The following is a 17762-nucleotide window of genomic DNA, read 5'->3' on the forward strand; positions in this document are numbered from 1 at the left end:
TTCGGCCTTTTTCCAACGGCGACTGACGAGTTTGTTAGCAGATCGCCCCGTGAGTTCAATGCCCTTTCACTCGATTTGTTCGTTGATCCACCGATAGTTTTTTTGCGAGAGAATGTGTGAGAACTTCTAAAGAATTTTGGCCTTTCGGAGCGTGAAAGCCTCGGCGAAATGCTCGGGTGCCCGGCATTCCATCCCACGCAACCTCGCAAGCCCGGCGAATGTCTCGCGGTCGAACCAGTCCTTGGAGCGCTGCGTCCCGAAGTGTTCATGGAGGAGTTCGATCTTGCGTTCCAGCACGGCGGCCGTGAGCGGCACGTAGGCATTGGGCTGGCTGAGGTCACCATCCCATTTCGGGATCTCGTATTCGAGCACCAAGTGATCGCGGAAGATGTTCCAGGTCAATTGGTTTACCTCCCGATGGTCCTGATGGGCGTCGAACCTGGCGTGGGTTAACACCACGTCGGGATGGACCCGTGATCTCACATCCATCAGCCACTGCTTTATCGATCGACTATGGGCGGGAAAGTAGCTGTCTTCGAAATCCGCAACGTCGACTGTGGACGAGCGCGATCCTTCGAGAAAGGCCTCGGCCGAAGCCCTTGCTTCCGCCGACCGCTGACCGCCCGCGCTCAGCACACACCAGTGGACGTCCAGTTTGACCCCCGATGCGATCAAGCCGAGTATCGTGCCACCCGCGCCGATCTCGATGTCGTCGGAATGGGCGCCAACACAGAGGATCGAGAGCTCCTCGCCGGGATGTGCGAGGCGAAGCCCTCTCATGAGGCGGCCAGTACCACGTTGCGTCTGTTTTTTTCGGCGGTGACCCTCATGTTCCAGGGCATGTCGCCTTTTTCGACCATGTCTTCGAGCGATTGCCAATCACGCAGCGTATCCATCGAACGCCAGAACCCCTCGTGTTTGTATGCCATCAGCATATTGTCATCGATCAGCCGCTTGAAGGGTTCGAGGACGAGTTCCTCGCCGTCGCGCATGTAGTCGAAGATTTCGGGGCGGAATACGAAGTAGCCGCCATTGATCCAGATCTCCGAGGTCTCCGTCGTGCGGAACTCGCGCACGCGGCCATCTTCCGCGATGTCGGCCAGGTGGTATGTCAGCGGCGCGTGCACGGCGAGGAAACAGCCGATCTTGCCGCTGGCCTCGAACTTCGCGATCACATCATCGAGGTCGACGTCGGTCAGGCCGTCGGAATAATTGGCGAGAAACATCTTCTCGTTCCTGACGTGGTCCCGCGCAGCCCAGAGGCGTTCTCCGATGTTGCGCCAGATGCCCGTGTCGAGCAGGGTGATGCTCCAGTCCTTGACGGTGTCGCCAAGCAGCTTCACGTTCTCGCCCCCATGCGTGACCACGCAATCGGAAAAGGTCTGCGGCCGGGTGTTCAGGAAGAAATCCTTGATGACGTTGGCCTTGTAGCCCAGGCACAAGACGAACTCGTCATGCCCGTAGTCGCTATACCACTGCATGACGTGGCGCAGGATCGGCTGGTGGCCGAGCGGAATCATCGGCTTCGGTATGCTTTCGGAATAGTCGCGGATACGGGTCCCGCGGCCGCCGCAGAAGAGAATGACTTTCATCTCTGTAACTCCGATGGATCAATCACGGTCACGAAAGGAATTGGCACCACGAATTTCGCGTTCCAGGCGGCGACGTGGTGCATCTGCTGGATGATCTCGTCCTTCAGGTTCCACGGAAGGATCAGTATGTAGTCTGGCTTGGCCTGATCGATCGCGTGGATGGGCTTGATCGGGATATGCATGCCCGGCGTGAAGCGGCCGTGCTTGTAGGGATTGCGGTCCACCGTGAAGTCGAGGAAGTCGGTGCCGATGGCGCAGTAGTTGAGCAGCGTGTTGCCTTTGCCAGGCGCGCCATAACCGCAAATCGTCTTGCCCTCGTTCTTGGCCGAGACCAGGAACGCGAGGAGATCGCGCTTCGCGCGCTGCGCCTTGTAGGCGAACGAGGTGTAGGTCGTCATTTCCGTCAACCCATGCCTCTTTTCGCGGTCGAGGAGTTCGGCGACACGGTCATCTGTGGCCCAGCTGCTGTCCTCGTTGGCGAGATAGACGCGAAGCGACCCGCCATGGGTGGGCAGTTCCTCGACGTCGATCAGCCGCAGTCCGTGGCGGGCCGCCATCAGGTCGATCGTCAGCAGCGAGAAATATGAAAAATGCTCGTGGTAGATGGTGTCGAACTGGTTTTCGGCCATCAGCCGCTCGATATGCGGGAATTCGAGGGTGACCACACCCTCTGGTTGGAGCAAGATTTTTATCCCGGCGACGAAGTCGTTCAGGTCGGGCACCTGAGCCAAAACGTTGTTGCCAATAATGAGATCCGCGCGCAGTCCTTCGGCCACCATCCGAAGTGCCAGTCGTACTCCGAAGAAGTCGACCCGGGTGGGCACGCCCTTCTCGATCGCCGCGCGAGCGACATTGGCGGCCGGCTCGACACCCAGGACGGGAACGCCGAGTGGCAGGAAGTGCTGCAGCAGGTAACCGTCATTGCTTGCCAGTTCCACCGCAAAGCTGTGGGCGCCAAGCCCAAGGCGCTTCGTTATCGCCTCGCAATAGGCTTTCGAATGGGCCACCCAGCTTGTCGAAAAGGAAGAGAAATAGGCGTATTCGCTGAAGATGGTCTCGGGGCTCACATACTCCTTGAGCTGCACCAGGTAGCAGCTCTCGCAAACCAGGACGTTGAGCGGAAAATAGAGTTCCATCTGGTCAAGCTGGTCGGCCCGCAGGAAGCTCTCGCATGGAGGCGACATGCCCAGGTCGACCAGTGTGTGGCGCAGGCGCGATCCACAGAGCCTGCAACCGACACCAGGGTGTACCTTGTTGTAGTCGCGAACAATTTCGACAGCCTCAATGTTCATTCCGTACTCCTGTCGCGATGGCGCGATGGCTTGAAAAACGGAAGCGCGGTGGCCTGACGATGAACCTGTGCCCGCCGCGCCTCCGTAGGAGGCTCTCTTTTGGGAGAGTGCTTCTCGGTGAGTGCTTCTTTTGCGTCGCAGGTTAGGACGGAGCGCCCAAGGGTTCGATTTGCCAATCCGTTGGGAGCCTTAATCCTTATAGCGAAACGGCGGGCGCATTGGCCGCCGTCAGGACCACCGAACGGGTAGTACGGCCGGCCCGGCATACCGCGATCGGAGAGGCCCTCTAAGGCTTAGGTAGCTCTTCCAGCCGGGCACGCCGTGCCGACAATCGGACTGCCGGTCCTTGCCCGGCCATTGGGGGTTAGGGCGATGCAGTTTACCGAGACTGAGTTGAAGGGTGTCTGGCTGATCGAGCCGACGCCGGTGATTGACGACCGCGGTTCCTTCACCCGCCTCTTCTGCGAAAAAGAGATGGCCGATTGCGGGCTGGCGACACGCTTTGTCCAGCACAGCCGGGCACGTTCCGTCAGAAAGGGAACCCTTCGGGGGCTGCACTATCAGGAGGACCCCTACACCGAGGTGAAGCTCGTCTCCTGTGTCCGCGGCGCGATTTTCGATGTTGTCGTTGACCTGCGCCCGAACTCACCGACACGATACAACTGGCTGGCCTTCGAGCTGACGCCCGAAAACATGAAACAGGTCTACATCCCTGCCGGCTTCGCCCACGGGCTCCAGACCCTGACGGATGATGCCGAGGTCTCATACCTCATATCGCAGTTCTATACGCCTCACGCATCGACGGGCGTCCGCTATAACGACCCTGCCTTTTCGATAGGCTGGCCTTTGATGCCGACGGCGATGTCGGAAAGGGACAGGACGTGGCCGCTGCTCAAGCAGCGGACTGCCGCCGGGGCCTTATGAAGCCGCGCCCAGTATCCCGTGATCCGACAAGAGTTTCGCCGCGGCGGCCAGTTCCCTGAATGGCAGGCCCGAGCGTTCCGCCATCGCCAGAAGCGAATGCTGCCCGTCGGCGAGATTTAACACCCAGAGCAGGGACATCGAGGTGGCGCCCGAAGATTTCTGCCCTCCCAGCGCGGCGTAGAGGCCGCGCCTGCCGAGTTGTGGTTCGCCCTTGGGAAAAAGGTTCAATGGCGTCCAGTCCTCTTCGACGATGTCGATCACATCCGTCAGAATGCGGAAGGAATCCTCCAGGTGCTCCGGCTTGATGAAGTCGAGATTGTCGGCAGACGTGTGGTATTCGGGGAAAGTGCCGTGCACGCTCCGCTGGAACATACCGACCGGAAGATTGAAGCCGGGCGAACAATATTGCCTCTCGTCATAGCCGTAAGGGGAGAAATCCATCAGCTTTGCCCCGGCTTCACGTCCGAGCACATGGGCCATGGCGCGGTCGATGAAGGCGTCGCCGCGGCGGCTGCGCTTGTATGCCGGGCGTCCTGCATCGCCTAAGCATGAAAGCACCAGACCGTGGTCGATGAGATGTGTCCGGTCTTCGTTGCGGGACAGCCACGCGAGCGCGCCGATCGTGCCCGGAGCGAACAGGAAGCGGTAGCTGTATCGTGTTTTCCTTGCCTTCAGGCTTCGCGCAAGGGTCGCCAGCAGGGCCAGGCCTGAACAGTTGTCGTTGGCCAGCGACGGATGGCAGATGTGTGCCGAAAGCAGGAATTCCCGCTCCGTCTGCCCGCGGTGCAGGTATTCGCCGTAGGTGAGGCTGCCGTCCTTGAGTTCGGCATCGATCTCTACCCGGTAGAGACCGTCGGGCATCTTGGCCACACGGTCGTGGGCTACGCAGAAGCCCCATGTCGGGGCGTAGTAGGAGGTGCGGTAGGGGATCAAGTCCGGCTGTTCGGGCAATGCATGGATATGCCGCCTCAATTCGTCGAGCGGCAGGGTCCCCTTGAAGGGCATGCTGTAGTTGACGACGTGCAGATTGGAGTCGGCAAAGTCTACGACCGTTTGCCCGTCCGGGCCTGTAATCCTTGCCGAGCGGATGTTCCACTCCTTGGGAATAGTCCAGTCGAACACCTGCGTCCCGGTGGGCACCTCATGCCGTTCCAGGTCAACGTGCCCCGACAGCATATCCAGCGTTCGTCGTACACCGTCCCCGGTGATGCTCCTGCAAATCGGAAAGAGACGTTCGGCCAAGGCATAGATTTCCTGGCCGACGCCGGTGGACGGCGGCAGGCCTAGTCTGTCGGGGTTCAGATGCTCCATTCCGGCTAACCCGCCGCCGCCAGCCTTCGAGGAGGTTCGGTGACCCGCATCCGCTGGTCGAGAAGTCCGTTGGCCAAAAGGTACCGGATGTGACCAATGCGCTGGAAGCGCGGCCCCTCGAATTCCTCGAGAGTGACATTCGACTTGCTATAGGCCTGGTAAAGTTGCTCGGCGCCCCTGCGCGCATCCCATTGCGGCTTGAAGGCAGGAAGAGCGCGCGCGATCTTGTCGAAGTTGACACGGTAGGACCGCTTGTCGGGCCCAGCATCCGCCGCGAGTTCAAGCCGGCAGCCCGGCACGACTTCGGCGACAATCTCGGCTATGTCGCGGATCCTGTAGTTGTGGTCCGTCCGTCCGACATTGAAGGCCTCGTTGTGGATGATCTCGCGCGGCGCTTCCAGTCCGGCGATGAACGCCCTTGAAATGTCCTCGATATGGACGATCGGCCGCCACGGTGTCCCGTCGGACTTCAGCAGGATCACGCCTTTGGTGATGGCCCAGGCAACCAGATTGTTCAGCACGATGTCGAAGCGGAGCCGGGGCGACAGGCCGTAGGCCGTGGCGGGCCGGAAATAGATGGGAGAGAAGTTGCTGTCGGCCAGTTCTGAAATATCCCGTTCCGAAAGCACCTTGGACCAGCCATAGGCCGTAACCGGGTTCAGCACGGCCGTTTCGTCGACCATTTCGTCGCCCGCCTGTCCGTAGTTGCTGCACGATGACGCGAACAGGAAGCGCGACACGCCGGCCTCCTTGGCCGCCTTCGCGAAACGGACGGTGCCCCTGTGGTTGATCTCGTAGGTGATGCCCGGATCGAGATCGGATAGCGGATCGTTGGAAAGAGCCGCCAGGTGGATGACGGCATCGAACCCTTCGAGGTCGCGCGCATCCACATCCCTGACGTCCTTGAGGATGGACGGAACGGAAGCCTGCTCCCCGCCCGAAGCAAAGGTGCAGCGCCGGTAGAGATCGCTGTCGTAACCCGTCACCGAGTGCCCCGCGCTGAGCAGCATCGGCACCATGACCGAGCCGATATAGCCTTGATGGCCGGTTACCATGACTTTCATCGCACACCTTTTTGTCGAGCGGATATGATCGGGCAGAGGCTACTTGGGCTGAAAACAGTGAGGGAGAACGCTAATGGGCGATCAGGATGCCCCGTTKGACGAAGCTTCGCCGCCGGCTACCTCTTTCGGGTGGTGCGCGCCTAATCCTTTCGGAGGATTAGAGGACGGTCGCCGTATTGCGAGCTTCTATCAGCCTAATCATCGGCCCTTCCCGATCCGAGAGGGAAGTCCATCCGATGCAGATGTGGCTTGCAACTGCCACGGCGATATCCACGGTCCTACTTCTTTCGGCTGCCCGGCGAGCAGCCGCGTGGCCTTCTTAACCGAAAGACTGAAAAGAAATCGCGCCGCGCATGTGGAAAGATAATCGCAAAGTTGATCGGCCTACCGAAACGATCGCTGAGCCGGGCGGTTTCCCGCTAAGGGACGTCGCGGCATGGGAACATGGATGGTCTCACGTTCCGCAACGCTTCAAGACAGTAGCAACCGCATCGGATCAATCGACGCGCTGAGATGTTTCGCAATGACCGCCGTGGTGGCCCAGCACAACGGCCTCCTGCCCTTCGGGTGGACCGGGGTCTGGTTGTTTTTCGTCATCTCTGGTTACGTCGTGACCGCTGCGTTGCTTGGCCGACAGTCTGATTTGCCTGCAAGACGGGGTCTGGCAAGATTTTTCCGCCGCAGAGCCCTCCGGATCGTACCGGTCTACTATGCCTATGTCGGCTTGGGCGTGCTGGTTTGCCTCGCCACCGGAGCCGGCACAGATATTGTTGCCGTGGGGTCGCTGCTGGGCTTCATCAACAATGTCGCCATGGTGCTCGGACGCGGCGAGCTTCCATCGTGGCCAGTAGGGCATTTGTGGACGATTTCAATCGAGATGCAGTTTTATGCCGTCTACGGGTTGCTTTGGTTCCTGGCGTCCCGCCGCACGGTGGTAGTTCTCTTGTTGGTCGCGCTTCTCGCTTCCCCTGTCCTGCGCCTGGCGGCTACTTTCCTGGTGGCCCACCTTGGATGGGACGGCCAAGCCAGCGCCTACGCAATCTATTCAGGTTCTTTCCTGCATACCGATTCGTTCGCGACGGGCGCGCTGCTGGCCTTGGCGAACCAAAGGGGGGTTCTCGGCAGAATCGCACGCCCGCTTGCCGTTGCAGGCGGCGTCACGCTTGCGATCTACGCTTTTGTCTATATCGGCCTGAACTATGCTGCAGGCGATCGAGGCCTGGACGTGTTCCGCAACGTTCTATCCGGTATCCTCTGGGGTCAGTATCGCCAGGTCTTCCTCTATACCGCCATGGCGGCGGCCGCCGGCGGGTTGGTTGCGCTGGCGGCCACTAGGGACCCGTTGATCGATTGGTTTGTCAGGTCGCGGCTACTGCAGCGCATCGGAGAAATCTCCTACGGAGCTTATGTCTACCATCCGCTCGCGATAACGGTCTCCATCCTTCTCATGTCGGCATTTTTCCAGCTGCCGCCGGAAAATTGGTCCATCGGATGGAAAATCACTCGCTTTCTCGCCTCTTACATGCTGACATTGACCACCGCCGAGCTTTCGTTCCGCTATTTCGAAAGCCGCTTCACCCGCCGCCGCAAGCATGTGCCGCAGTTCCTCACGAATCCGCAGCCGTCCGCAAAGGGCACTACTTTGGTCTGAATCGAGATCCCGCTGATCACGCGTCGGTCATCGACCCGCGCCACGCAATGCAACAACCTCAGTCTTCTCGCCCAAGGCGGTGTCCTATAGTCCGAAGACAAACAGTGCCCGACCGGCTTCGATCGCGATGACCTGCCGACCGTCCACGATAAACGAGATCGGAGCCGCTCTCGTTTCTCCGCCAAGCGGCACGCGCCAAAGCTCACGGCCTGTCGCTGAATCGAGTGCGAACAAGACTCCGCCGGAGGCGCCGAACACCAACCCGCCAGCCGTCGCGAGCAGGCCACTATAGCCTGAGTCCTTTGCGGAGGGCGAGTGGAACTCCCAGCGCCTCTCACCGGTGGCGGCATCGAGCGCTCGCACGGCCCGCAAGGGCGGAGCGACCCACTGGGCTCCGCTGCCGACAAACAGTCCTCCCTGGCCTCGCTCGACATGATCATCATCGGTCTTTGAAAAAACCGACGCCCCCTCGGTCGTTGGCACGAAGACCAGCCCTAGGCTTTGGTCGAAGGCCGGATTTTGCCAGTTCGTTCCGCCTCCTCCTGGTTTTATCAGGCGCCCCGCCGTCGAAACATTCGCGGAAGGGATCGGCCGACCCTTGGCATCAAGGCCGTTTGCCCAATTCTGCTCGACAAAGTTCACGCCGGTCAGGAACTCGCCCGTAGCCCGGTCGAGCACATAGTAGAATCCATTCCTGTTTGCCCAACAAATCACCTTGCGGCTGACGCCGTTGAGGGTGAGGTTGGCGAGGATCGGCGTCTGGTTCGAGTCCCAATCGTGCTCGTCATGCGGCATGAACTGGAAGTGCCAGGCGAGTTTCCCGGTGCTCGCATGCAGCGCGATCACGCTGTCGGTGAACAAGTTGTCGCCTGGCCGTGTGTCACCGGCATAGTCAGGAGCCGGGTTGCCCACGCCCCAGTAAAGCAGATCGAGCGTGGGGTCATAGCTGCCCGTCACCCATGTCGGACCACCACCGGTTCTCCAGGCGTCGCTCTCCCACGTCTCGTGCCCCTGCTCGCCGGGACCGGGGATGGTATAGAACTTCCACAACTGCTTGCCGCTCGCGGGATCATAAGCGGCCAGAAATCCGCGAATGCCGTATTCGCCGCCGGCGACGCCGACCACGACGGCGTTGTTCACGACCAGAGGCGCCCCGGTCATCGTGAAGCCTTCGGAGGGCTTGGCAACCTCGGTTTCCCAGGTTTCCTTCCCGGTATTGGCATCGACGGCGACCAGAACGCCGTCCAACGTACCCATGAAGAGCGTGTGGCCAAGAACGGCAAGCCCCCGGTTTATCCGGCCACAGCACATCGGCAGGTTATCGGCGACAGGCCTGTCGTACTTCCAGATCACCTTGCCCGCATTGGCGTCGAAGGCAACGATGCTGGCCGGCGGCTCGCTGGTGAAGAGCGTTCCGCCGATGACGAGGGGCGTTGCCTCCAAAATCAGGTCATTGGTATCGAACTGGCCTATCCAGCGGAAGTGAAGCCGTGAGACGTTCTCCTTTGTGATTTCGGTAAGCGGCGAATAGCGCCAACCATCCAATGATCCCGAGTAGGTCAACCATTGGCCCGAATTCGCAGCGAGCAGGTCGTCGCTCTTCACGCGGATGTCGAGGCGAGGCGCATTGTCGTTGCTCTTGGCCACATGCTCGGCCTGGAGCGATCGGATGTAGCTGACAACTCTCCAGCGGTCGTCGAACGAAAGATCCGCGTGAGAAGTCATGGGAGTGTTCGGAACTCCGTCCCGCACGACCTTGTAAATGGCAAAATCGCTGTCGCCGTGCCTGAGCGAGCGGTCGAGAAGCGGAGCGTGTGTGCCCGATCCGTCGTGGCAGGCTGCGCATTTGCTGCGAAATATTCCGGCGCCGGCGGCCCGGTCCTCGGCACTGACAAAGGGATTGATGATCGCCGCATCCAGCGAGCGCGCCTCCGTCACCGCTGGTGTCAGGGTGAACCCGCTCGAGGGGTTCGTCATGCGCAGGAGCTCGGACCAAGACAGATCCGCGACACCCCCGAAAGCCTTTCGGCCGTAAAGCTCAACCCGCCAGGTCAGGGAATGCCAAAACTTCGTACTGCTCACCTCTCCCGAATATTCCCGCAGATTGTCGTATAGTACAATTCCGAAAGCTATGGCGGTTACTATCACCAGTATGAACGAAGATCTGACAAGTGATAATCTTCTCTTAGTCGCGGCACTCATAGCACTTTACCACTTCGAGAATCTGCCATAGACACATTCGAGGGATCTTCCCAACAGCAGCCCGATGTCGAACAGCGCAGGCCGTGGCGATGAGGTTGCGGGGACGAGCCCGGTACCTGCGTCGTGATTTGGCTGGAGGTTGGGCCGCGCAGATTTCGCCACAGGAGTCGATGCCGCACAGCTATCTGGTTGAATCCACAAAGCGATACTATTTCGCATTGCCGATTGATACCGCCAGGTGTTGAAATTTCCGTTACAAGGAAAGCCCGTCAAGGCCGAATTCGGGCGTTCCTGCGCATGTTGGCCAACAGCCGATCGCATTGCCAAACCTCTGTAGGACCTTGAGCGTTTCACCGTTTCATGGAAGCGCCGAAACCGCCCTAACTCTTTGTTTTGGCGCAATTCCGGACGGAAAACCGCTACGCGCTGTTGCTGGAATTGCCCCAGAGTCGTCGTCGATTACTTGTCCCACTTGCCGCACGGCATACCTCAGCAAACCACACTGGAGAGAAGGCGATGTTCCTGCCCTTCTATCTGGCTCCCGAAATCGGCGAGCCGCTCACCTATCGCCTTTTCAAACTTTTCAAGGTCTGCCGCCAACTGCGAGAACTGCGCGATGAGCCTGTCGACATCCAATGTTTCGACACTCTGGCAGTACGCGCCCAATCCCATTTGATCCATAAGCACGTCGTTCTTGCTGGCGTAGCCAAGCGAGATGGTCGGCCTGCGCATCTTCAGTGCACAGACGATGTTGTGGAAGCGCGTGGCCACGACCACGTCGGTGTGCGCCATCTGCTCCATCACGTCGCCGAGCGAATGGACCTGTCTATGCGCCAGCCTCGAGTCGGGCCTTTGGCTCCTCACGGCCGCCATGACGGCATCGACGGCGATGCTGTCTTCGTCATCGCCGGTAAGAAGCCGGACGTCATGCCCGCTGTCCAGCAGGTGGACGACGAAAATTGCCAGCTTGCCGATGTAGCGCGAAAAGATCGACTGGCCACCTTCGGCAAAACCATACCAGCCGCGATAGGCCATGACGCCGACCCCCACCCTCACCGCCTTCGAAACTGTCCGGGGAACAGGAACTGGTGCGGGCAGCCCAAAGGCCAGGTCCGGATAGATCGCATCGCTACGAGTATCGAAGCCGGCACTCTCCATGAACTGCCTGGACTGGGGGTCCCGATAGGACCTGTAGTGGGCAAGCCGGGCCGCCGAAACCATCAGGAAGCGGCTGAGGCGGTTCCTGATTGGGCCTGCTCCAATGCTGACGAAGGCAACGCGTGTGCCGGCAAGCCGGGCAGCCAGGCACCATTTCAGGATGTCATAGGGCATTCCCGCGGGCCTTTCGCCGAAATCATCCAGAATTCCGGTGCCCGGAAAAATCATCACATCCGCCTGGCGAATGTGCCTGAACGCTCGCACGAAATCAGCTAGCTTTCCCGGAATCTTCAGGAACAGCCGGTTTAGTCTTCCGGACAGCCCGCTTGCCGGACCGTTCCGGCGTATCGGCAAGGTATCGATCCCGAACGTCGCTTTGACGATCTCGGGATCCCGGCAGATACATGAAAGTTCCGCCTCCGGCCGTTCCCGCTTGAGGAACCCGAGCATAGCCTCGAGCGAGCCTTCATTGCCGAGATTGCCGCAGCCGAAAAGTCCGAACAGGACTATTCTTTGACGCTTCCCGCGCAGGCCGGTGCCGTGGCCGATCATGTAGTGACACGCCGGCCTGGTTGCGTCGGCGATCACGAGGCGGTCAAAGCGGTCGGCGTCATTGGTGGCGGTCATTGGCTTTGCACCGGCGGCGAGCGGAGCTCCAGCAGCCAGTCGGCGTGATTGCCTTTTGGCGCATCAAAGTACCGGGCCTGAGCGGAAAATGGCGATCCGGGCACTGTTTCGCTCCCTCCGCTGGAGGGATCGACCCAGCGAGCCGAGACCTGCGGACCGGCGAGCTTTGCGAGATCGAGGGTGACGCCCCTTCCAGCGGTCAGATAGACAAGCGCGAGCGAGCCATCTCTCGTCCGCGCTGCCAGCGTGCGGGCGTGGTAGCTGCCCTGCCCTGCGATCAACAGATCGTCCCAGGTGTCGGGTTCCAGGTCCCACCATCTGATGGACGAGAAATATTCATGCAGGATCTGCATGCTCCGTGCACCGGGACTGTCGAGGGCCTTTTGCCAGGTCAAGTCTCCAGACCAAAGGCCCGGGCCGCCGAAATGCCAGATCGGGTTATTGCCGTAGAGGTGCCCGAAAGCACCGGAGAGGATTGCCTGGTAGGCCTGGACGCGAACCTGGACCTGGTCGGCATCATGTTCGAACTCGTAGGCGCTCTCCATCAGGAAGAAGGGCATGCCCCTGCCGGCATCATGCTCCCTGATCGCTGCCGCATAGACGGGGCCGTACGTGTAGACGTTGTTCAACCTCAGCCAGGGCTCGTGCCCCCAGAATTCCAGGGGAGCCGTTTCAGGGGCGCCGTGGACCGTGCTGAGAGCATCCGGATCCTCTTTCATGACGCCTTGGGCGACGGCGCGGACCAGTTCCTTGTCCGGAGGATCGTAGTCGCCGCCATTGACCCACATGATGTTGTCGAAACGCCGGTAACGGCTGCCGACAAAATGGCCGTAGGCGGCGAGGCTTGTCCGCCCTGCAGCCGCCATTTCCTGATACCAGCCGTCAGCATCGCCGCCATATCCGAGATATGCCGGAACCAGCAGCACCAGGAAGCCGAGATCGCATGCTTTCTGCAGGACGCGGTCGGCATGAGCGAAATAGGCCTCGGTCGGAGCGACGAAATCTCCGCCTTCCGCGAACGGCCTTTCGCCATAGGCGTTTGCCGGCGCATTGCGGGAGAAGCGGTGCTCGAGAAGGTTGACCAGTATCGTATTGAACCCGCGCACCTTGCGGTCCTCGAGATAAAGGGAGGCTTCCTCATCCGTCAGATCGGCGATGAGCGACCAGGCCGAGTCGCCTTGCATGAAGAACGGACGACCATCGCGGTCGACCGGATAGGCCTTTCCAGGCTCGACCCTGAGCGGGAACTGCGTCCTGCCGATGCCCTCGCATGCCGAACCCGCGGTCGACATGACCGCGAATGCGATGATGGCGATGAGCATGGAGGCGAGACGCGTTACCATGATGTCCACCTTCCAGCCGGTCTCCTGCTAGCCCGGGGCCGGCACCGCAGATGTTTCACGGGTCGAAGTGTATCGGGAGCTAAACTCCGACGAAGTGACAATGCCGTAGGCGATCATCTCTCGCGTCATGGATCCATCTCGCAACTGAGCTACATACGTCTCCATCCCGTAACCGTCGGCGCTGCGGCCAAGGAGCAACTGGAAAAGAAAATTGACATAGGTGCCATCGGTCAGTCCGATCGTCGCGTATTTCGCTTTGAAATCGTCCGTGCGCATCATTTCCAGGATCATGTCGACAAGCTTGCTGTTGCCGCTTTCCAGCGCTGCCGACCAGCGCTCGACGCTGGCCGCGTCGCCTTCATGGCCGAGGATGAGGCAGTAGGCGAAGCTCGCTTGCCTGACATAGACCGACTTGCCGGCAGCCGTGGTTTGGGGATCGCATTGCCGAAGCGGCTTGGGAGGCGGCTGCGGGCCACGGACCAGGTCACGGACCGTCCTGTAGGCAGGCTTCGGTTCGTCGGCTCTCCATTTGCCATCGGACGCCGCGGTAAGCCTTACCAATCCCATCTTGGCTTCGAAGCTTGGCGCCCAGTAAGTTTCGTCGAGCAACTCATAGATATGCGCGGCCTCGACTTTGTACTTCTCGCTTAGCTCGCGCAGTCGCGTCATCGTCTGCTTGATGCCGTCGGCCTGTTGCCGCTCGCTGCGCTGACTTCCATAGGGATTGTTGAATTCGGTGACCCAGATCGGCTTGCCGTAGCCCGCGATCTCGCGGAAGGCCCATTCCGGGTCGTCACCGTACATGTGCCAGACCGAGATGTCCCAAACGATCCCGTCCTGCTTCATCCGCGCGAAGGCGCCGGTGTGCCCCCAACCGGCGGTGCCCATCGCCTTCCTGATGCCCGGATCGACCTCTGTCATGCCTTCTGACAGACCCCTGAGGACGGCGCTCACCTTCACCCAGCGCGGACCGTAGTAATCGAGCGCTCCCGTTCCTCCTGCGGGCCCCCATGCACAGGGATATTGGGTACCGTCGTCGCGTTTCTCGCAGGGCTTGATGATGGCGTAGGTCTCCATCTCGTTGCCGAGTTCCCAAACACGGATGTCGTCCTTGAACCTTTTTCCCAGAGCGATCGCCAATTTCCGGCTCTTGCCATAGAGTTCCTGCGGACTGTCCTTGTCCAGATCCATCCCCGCCGGGGTGATCACAGGTAGGATTTCGATCCCTCTCGCCTTTCCGGCATCGACCAGGGTGGCAAGCGAATCGGCGTTATCCTCGCCCGCAACATTCACCCGGTAGGAATTGAGCCCGAGGTCCTTGAGGAAGTCGAGCTGCCTTTCGACCGGAATGCCGGGGTAGGCCGTTATCGGATGTCCGTTGACGCCCCAGAGGAGATCAGCAGAAGCAGGCGCAACGGTCGCCAGCAGGCAGGCCACGGCGGTCACAACACGAACGGACATGGCAAGATCCTCCCTGCCCGATTGCAAATTCAGACCGGATAGTCGGGATTGCGATCACGGGTAGCAATTTGCCCATACGGATGAATGGGTTGCCCACCCTACCCCTTTCGGACGTAACCCTAATCTGAGGCTGCGCCGTTGTGGCAGCCGCCGGTTGGACGACCTTGGTCAACCGCCAACCTCGAGTGGTCGCCGGTTCCGTTGCCGTTTTATGGCCCTGCGGATGAATTCCAGAATTGGTTTTTCCAGCAAGATGTGGGTGAGCACACCGATCATGATGCATACGCATATGACCGCAGGAACGAAGGGAACCTGCGAAACGCCTCCAACAAATGTCGACTTGATCACCCAGCCATATGCCAGCATCACGAAGACGTGAGTGAGATATAGCGCGTAGGATGCGTCGCCAAGCAGCACCGCTGCTCGTCCTGCCCAGGATTGCGGCCGCCCGACGTTGAGAAAAGCCGCCACGATCAGGGTCGCCGGAAGACCCCAGAAGATGACCCGGGAAGCCTCAGACAGACCCTCGGGATGCACCGCGCCGATCGAAGCCACGGCGATCGCGAGAAAGCCGAGCATGCTGACAATTGGCCGGACCCTCCATTTTCCGCCAACGGAAAACAACAATGCCAGAACGATACCGAAACAGAACTCCAGCACGAGAGGGCTGGAGACGAAATCCGCGAACACCCGACTCTGAATTTGTAGTCCAAACACAACACCGAGAACCATCGCGATGATGGTTGCGATCGCAGTGAAATGCATCTTGCCCAACGTAAGGAATATCGAAAATATGAGGTAGAAGTATATTTCGTAGGAAAGCGTCCAAGCAACGAAGACGAGCTTGTCCCCGGGGAACAAAAATATCGAATTCGCGATCACGGACAGGTCGATATTCATATTTCTAAGAAAGCCGACCGCCGATATTGCGATGATGCCGGCGCTGCATATCCAGTACAACGGGAATATGCGCGTTGCCCGCTTGACGATGAAATCCTTCGGGGAATCGGGGGAGCGACCGGGTGGAAAGCTCACATAGACCATGATGAAGCCGCTGATCACGAAGAACAGATCGACCCCAGCCCCGCCGGACGTGGCTATCCAGGAAGGAGTGAAGCGCCCTGCCGATCCGTATGACATTTCGAGGGTATGGCGAACTATGACAACAAAGGCAGCAATGGCGCGAAGCATTTGTAGCCCATACAGCTCGCGATCCAGCCTGTTCATCACGTCCCCCTGCATGCCAGAACAAGGTCAGTGGCTTAGGCGCGGCTGCAAAACAACATATCACTCCGGCGAGGCCTGCTACGTCGTAAGGATATGGTGGTTGGCCGCGACAGAGCGGGCGTCGAGGGCAGGCAACGCCGGCGAGCCATGCCAGAAACGAGGTCCGCTGGTCGTCAAGCAGACCGTGACCTGGACAGCTAAGACCTGTTCTCCAATTTGCCGCCCGAGGTGGTTGTCGCGCGGGGCGTTGATGGTCAGCCATCCTGGCGTTCGTCAGGTTCAATCAAACGTCGGACCTACGCCCTTTTGGCCGCTACTCCGGTCAGGCTATCTGTGGTCTTTCTGCCAGTCTCCTAGCGGGACCGGTAGCGCTGTCCTGGCGCCGCCGACATTCGGGATGGCCATGAACACTGTCAGACGCGCACTTCTTCTGAGCTCAGGCGAACGCTACCTTACAATCGCTTTCAATTTCGCCACCATGGCCGCCGTTTCCCGCATTCTGACTCCTGGCGAAGTCGGGGTCTCGGTAATCTGCCTGGCGATCCTTGGGATGGCGATGTCCGCGCGTGAATTCGCCAGTTCCAGCTTCATTATCCAGCATCCTTCCCTGAGCCGCAAAGACATCCGCGGCGCATTCAGTCTGATGCTCACGGTCTCGCTGGGGATCTCGGTCCTCCTCGTGGCAGCCGCCCCGGCACTGGCGTCCTCTTTCGGCGAAAAAGAGTTGGTTCCCTATCTAAGGGTGGTATCCGTTTGCGTGGTTGTCGACACGGTGGCCATCCAGGTGATCGCCCTGTTGCGGCGCGACATGGCTTTTGGCAAGGTTGCCCTGATCAACGTTTCCGGAGCTGCGACGGCAGGAATTGCGACCGTCGTGCTGGCGCTGGCGGGATTCAGCTACATGAGCTTTGCCTGGGCATGGTTTGCATGCAGCGTCGTCACAGCGCTTCTTGCCCTCGTGCTTTGGCCACACTTGTGGATGTTCAAGCCGACGATCAGCCAATGGCGCGGAATGACCGCTTTTGGCGGCTACAACGGAGCGATGGTGCTTCTGTCGAAAGCATATGAGGCGCTCCCCCCCTTGCTGCTGGGCCGGATGATATCGCCAGGGGCGGCCGCCTTGTTCAGCCGTGGCCTCACGGTATGCCAGATACCCGACAAATTGATCCTCGGCGGGGCCATATCCGTCGTTCTTCCCGCCTTTTCACAGTCACTGAGGGAAGGCACCGACCTGAAACGACCATACTTGGGCGCGCTCGAAATGATCACCTGCCTTCATTGGCCAGTGCTGCTGGCGCTTGCCGCGCTCGCGTATCCGGCTGTTGACATATTGCTCGGCCATCAGTGGAGGGAGGCAGCCCTGCTGGTGCAGATCATCGCCGTCGCGTCGTTGTTTTCCTTCAGCTTCGAACTGAACTACCCGGTGATGGTCGCTATGGGCTCGATTAAGGACATGTTCCTGAGGACGCTGATCGTCGTTCCCGTCTCCATCGCAGTCATGGCGGTGGCTATCCTGTCTGCCGGACTGCATGGCGCCGCATTGAGCCTAATGTTCATCATACCGTTCCAGGCTTTTGTGACTCTGAGTTTCGTGCGCCGACGGCTTTCGATCAAATGGCGCGAACTGGCGACCGCGGTGGGCAAGAGCGCTGCCGTCGCTGCGGCGAGCATAGTCGGCCCGGCCGCCGTTCTGATGGCCAATGGCTTCGACTTTCGGCTTTCACTTGGCCAGGCCATCCTCGCCGGTGCGCTTGCCGCAGCGGGATGGATATGTGGCTTGGTGGCCACGCGTCATCCGCTGCTGGACGAAATGCTAGGCGCCCTGCGGATCTTCCGACACGCGGCTGCGCTGCGGTTCAGCTTCTGACCGAACCTCACCGAATCCATTTGCGATTCCGGACGCACAGCGC

General features: G+C 60.0%; 13 protein-coding genes. 3 read left to right on the forward strand and 10 right to left on the reverse strand.

What is annotated here, in order from left to right; translation table 11 throughout:
- Positions 1–126: 126 nt before the first annotated feature.
- The 3 genes from AC1DXN_RS24790 to AC1DXN_RS24800 are packed head-to-tail and all read right to left on the reverse strand — an operon-like array spanning position 127 to position 2884.
- On the reverse strand, positions 127–780 hold the full coding sequence (locus AC1DXN_RS24790; protein ID WP_477269877.1) for a PIG-L deacetylase family protein: 654 nt from the start codon (positions 778–780) through the stop codon (positions 127–129).
- Complete coding sequence (locus AC1DXN_RS24795; protein WP_477247476.1) at positions 777–1592, reverse strand: sugar phosphate nucleotidyltransferase; 816 nt, start codon at positions 1590–1592, stop codon at positions 777–779. Before AC1DXN_RS24795 ends, AC1DXN_RS24790 begins: the two co-directional genes overlap by 4 nt.
- Complete coding sequence (locus AC1DXN_RS24800; RefSeq protein ID WP_477269879.1) at positions 1589–2884, reverse strand: methyltransferase domain-containing protein; 1296 nt, start codon at positions 2882–2884, stop codon at positions 1589–1591. The genes AC1DXN_RS24795 and AC1DXN_RS24800 overlap by 4 nt, the downstream gene beginning before the upstream one ends.
- A gap of 372 nt (positions 2885–3256) precedes the next feature.
- Here AC1DXN_RS24800 and rfbC point away from each other — a divergent pair, with 372 nt between their 5' ends.
- Positions 3257–3808 (forward strand): dTDP-4-dehydrorhamnose 3,5-epimerase, encoded by a 552-nt coding sequence (gene rfbC / locus AC1DXN_RS24805; RefSeq protein WP_477247477.1) that lies wholly within the window; start codon positions 3257–3259, stop codon positions 3806–3808.
- On the opposite strand, the gene AC1DXN_RS24810 is transcribed toward rfbC, so the two are convergent.
- Together AC1DXN_RS24810 and AC1DXN_RS24815 are read right to left on the reverse strand one after the other, a co-directional pair.
- Positions 3803–5119, reverse strand: coding sequence for a DUF4910 domain-containing protein (locus AC1DXN_RS24810; RefSeq protein WP_477269881.1), 1317 nt, complete (start codon positions 5117–5119; stop codon positions 3803–3805). The two genes, rfbC and AC1DXN_RS24810, sit on opposite strands and share 6 nt — an antisense overlap.
- A gap of 5 nt (positions 5120–5124) precedes the next feature.
- Positions 5125–6183, reverse strand: coding sequence for an NAD-dependent epimerase/dehydratase family protein (locus AC1DXN_RS24815; RefSeq protein WP_477269882.1), 1059 nt, complete (start codon positions 6181–6183; stop codon positions 5125–5127).
- A gap of 448 nt (positions 6184–6631) precedes the next feature.
- On the opposite strand from AC1DXN_RS24815, the gene AC1DXN_RS24820 reads away from it, so the two are divergent.
- Entirely contained in the window at positions 6632–7834 is a 1203-nt protein-coding gene (locus tag AC1DXN_RS24820) for an acyltransferase family protein (RefSeq protein ID WP_477269883.1), read from the forward strand.
- An 84-nt stretch (positions 7835–7918) separates the two neighbouring features.
- On the opposite strand, the gene AC1DXN_RS24825 is transcribed toward AC1DXN_RS24820, so the two are convergent.
- The 5 genes from AC1DXN_RS24825 to AC1DXN_RS24845 form a co-directional block, all read right to left on the reverse strand.
- Positions 7919–9811, reverse strand: a complete 1893-nt coding sequence (locus tag AC1DXN_RS24825; protein WP_477269884.1) for an outer membrane protein assembly factor BamB family protein — start codon at positions 9809–9811, stop codon at positions 7919–7921.
- 714 nt (positions 9812–10525) lie between these two features.
- Positions 10526–11821 carry a polysaccharide pyruvyl transferase family protein gene (locus AC1DXN_RS24830; RefSeq protein ID WP_477269885.1) on the reverse strand — a complete coding sequence of 432 codons (1296 nt, stop codon included), beginning with the start codon at positions 11819–11821 and terminating at the stop codon, positions 10526–10528.
- A complete protein-coding gene (locus tag AC1DXN_RS24835; RefSeq protein ID WP_477269886.1) occupies positions 11818–13164 on the reverse strand; it encodes a glycoside hydrolase family 140 protein in 1347 nt (448 codons plus the stop codon). Before AC1DXN_RS24835 ends, AC1DXN_RS24830 begins: the two co-directional genes overlap by 4 nt.
- A 27-nt stretch (positions 13165–13191) precedes the next feature.
- Complete coding sequence (locus AC1DXN_RS24840; protein WP_477269888.1) at positions 13192–14625, reverse strand: DUF4214 domain-containing protein; 1434 nt, start codon at positions 14623–14625, stop codon at positions 13192–13194.
- A 168-nt stretch (positions 14626–14793) separates the two neighbouring features.
- Positions 14794–15852, reverse strand: a complete 1059-nt coding sequence (locus AC1DXN_RS24845) for an acyltransferase family protein (protein WP_477269890.1) — start codon at positions 15850–15852, stop codon at positions 14794–14796.
- A 403-nt stretch (positions 15853–16255) separates the two neighbouring features.
- Between AC1DXN_RS24845 and AC1DXN_RS24850 the strand changes: the two genes are divergently transcribed.
- Positions 16256–17719 carry an oligosaccharide flippase family protein gene (locus AC1DXN_RS24850; protein WP_477269892.1) on the forward strand — a complete coding sequence of 488 codons (1464 nt, stop codon included), beginning with the start codon at positions 16256–16258 and terminating at the stop codon, positions 17717–17719.
- The last annotated feature ends 43 nt before the right edge of the window (positions 17720–17762 follow it).

Source organism: Mesorhizobium sp. P2_H9 (assembly GCF_056403215.1).

Bases quoted from the DNA above. Each gene is read 5' to 3' on its own strand.
- AC1DXN_RS24835 (WP_477269886.1), bottom strand. From the start codon at position 13,164: ATGGTAACGCGTCTCGCCTCCATGCTCATCGCCATCATCGCATTCGCG.
- AC1DXN_RS24815 (WP_477269882.1), bottom strand. From the start codon at position 6,183: ATGAAAGTCATGGTAACCGGCCATCAAGGCTATATCGGCTCGGTCATG.
- rfbC (WP_477247477.1), top strand. From the start codon at position 3,257: ATGCAGTTTACCGAGACTGAGTTGAAGGGTGTCTGGCTGATCGAGCCG.
- AC1DXN_RS24790 (WP_477269877.1), bottom strand. From the start codon at position 780: ATGAGAGGGCTTCGCCTCGCACATCCCGGCGAGGAGCTCTCGATCCTC.
- AC1DXN_RS24825 (WP_477269884.1), bottom strand. From the start codon at position 9,811: ATGACGAACCCCTCGAGCGGGTTCACCCTGACACCAGCGGTGACGGAG.
- AC1DXN_RS24840 (WP_477269888.1), bottom strand. From the start codon at position 14,625: ATGTCCGTTCGTGTTGTGACCGCCGTGGCCTGCCTGCTGGCGACCGTT.
- AC1DXN_RS24820 (WP_477269883.1), top strand. From the start codon at position 6,632: ATGGTCTCACGTTCCGCAACGCTTCAAGACAGTAGCAACCGCATCGGA.
- AC1DXN_RS24845 (WP_477269890.1), bottom strand. From the start codon at position 15,852: ATGAACAGGCTGGATCGCGAGCTGTATGGGCTACAAATGCTTCGCGCC.
- AC1DXN_RS24810 (WP_477269881.1), bottom strand. From the start codon at position 5,119: ATGGAGCATCTGAACCCCGACAGACTAGGCCTGCCGCCGTCCACCGGC.
- AC1DXN_RS24850 (WP_477269892.1), top strand. From the start codon at position 16,256: ATGAACACTGTCAGACGCGCACTTCTTCTGAGCTCAGGCGAACGCTAC.
- AC1DXN_RS24795 (WP_477247476.1), bottom strand. From the start codon at position 1,592: ATGAAAGTCATTCTCTTCTGCGGCGGCCGCGGGACCCGTATCCGCGAC.
- AC1DXN_RS24800 (WP_477269879.1), bottom strand. From the start codon at position 2,884: ATGAACATTGAGGCTGTCGAAATTGTTCGCGACTACAACAAGGTACAC.
- AC1DXN_RS24830 (WP_477269885.1), bottom strand. From the start codon at position 11,821: ATGACCGCCACCAATGACGCCGACCGCTTTGACCGCCTCGTGATCGCC.